The organism is Pseudomonas sp. NMI760_13 (assembly GCF_021283245.1).
GTDB classification, from domain to species: domain Bacteria; phylum Pseudomonadota; class Gammaproteobacteria; order Pseudomonadales; family Pseudomonadaceae; genus Aquipseudomonas; species Aquipseudomonas peradeniyensis.
Map to the genome: position 1 here is coordinate 1 of NZ_JAJSRC010000077.1, position 1669 is coordinate 1669.

General features: G+C 56.0%; 1 protein-coding gene. It reads right to left on the minus strand.

Going from position 1 to position 1669, the window contains the following annotated elements; all coding sequences use genetic code 11:
* Positions 1–38: 38 nt before the first annotated feature.
* Positions 39–1594 (minus strand): IS3 family transposase gene (locus tag LU671_RS29205; protein WP_442964163.1). Its coding sequence is split into 2 segments (ribosomal slippage): positions 39–1138 and positions 1138–1594, totalling 1557 coding nucleotides; the frame shifts between segments, so codons are not numbered across the junction.
* Positions 1595–1669 lie beyond the last annotated feature (75 nt).

Here is a 1669-nt window from a genome sequence, read left to right on the forward strand (position 1 = left end):
CGGCGTTTTTCAAGGTAGTTGTCGCGTCACCCTTCCAGCTATGCGGCTTGCTTCGTGTGCTGTTGATCCCGATCAGGGTTCAACAGCACCGTACCAATTGGCTCCCAGTTACGAGTGCGTCCTGACCATCGCTCTGGATTCCTGCTTCGAGCTTGTTCATACAGCTCATGGCGCCGGGCAAGGATTTGCCTATCCTGCCCCCGATGCCGCTCTGCCGGTGTGACGAAGCGGATCCGGCTGTGTCGGTGTTCGTGGTTGTACCAACGAATAAAATCACGCACCCAGCATCTTGCAGCATCCAAGGTCTCGAATCCCTTGGTCGGCCATTGCGGGCAGTACTTCAGCGTTCTGAAAAGAGCCTCTGAATACGGATTATCATTGCTGACGCGCGGTCTGCCCCTCGATGGCGTAATGCCCAGCTCATACATCTTGCTCAGCAAAGTGGCTGACTTCATCGGCGTGCCGTTGTCTGAATGCAGTACCAAGGGTTCCCTTAGGCATTGCTCGCTGATCACACTTCTTTGCAACAAAACTGCGGCCTTCGCGCCGTCCTCGTCCTCATGCACTTCCCAGCCAACGCTTTTACGGCTGTAAATATCCTCGATCAGATACAGGTAGTAGTACTTTCCACGCACCGAAGACGGTAAGTACGTGATGTCCCACGACCACACACGATTCGGTGCATGGGCCGCATGCGTTGTCGGCTCGGTATTGCGTCCAGGGCGCTGAGCGCGTCCTCGGTGCTGCCTCTGTCCGGTAGCTCGAAGCACCCGATAGAACGTTGACTCCGAACCTACGTAGATCTGCTTGTCGGCCAACCTCGGTACGATCTGACTGGGCGGCAAGTGAGCATACTCAGCGCTATTGCACAGATTGAGAATCACTTTTCGTTCATGCTCGTTCAGCGCATTGGCCGGGCTCATGCGAACTGTAGTAGTGCGTGCATCCGCTCGCACCTCTTCGGTTTGCGTCCAGCGCTGCAACGTTCTGAGCGTCAATCCAACTTCCCGGCACGCCATCGATTTTCGAGCACCGGCATTGATCGCCTCTGTCAGCCATGCCACTAGCAGTTGCCGTTCCGGCAGAGCAGTCAATTGTCCTCGTCTTCGACTCCCCAGTAATCGTTGAGCTTTTTTCGCAGCACCAGTAACGCAGCTGTTTCAGCCAGCGCCTTGTCTTTGCGGCGCAGTTCGCGCTCAAGTTCTTTGATGCGTTTCTGGTCCTGCCGGGCTTGTTCCCGATCAATCTTGGGTTGTGCTTGTTGAGGCGTCATTCCGCTCAGAAACGCCTGCCGCCACGCGGTAATCTGCTCGGGGTACAAGCCTTTACGACGGCAGTATTCGCCCAGCTCAATTTCGGACAAGCTGGCACACTCGGTAACTGCAGCGAATTTCATTTCCACCGACCAACTCTCGGTCGGGTGTTTGGGGTCGGTTACCACTACGGATCCTTTGGCACTGGCTTGCTTACGCCAGGTGTACAGAGACATTTCAGTAACGCCCTCGCGCCTGGCGACCTCGGCCATCGTCAGATTGAGTGGAGGGAGCAACATCTTGAGCAGTTCGGCTTTGCGCTCAGAGGAATAGTACGGCACAACGGCTCTCTTTCCGCCCCCGAGATCTGGTTTCAGGTAAATCTGGCGAGGCGACAACTATCCTGACACCGGGGG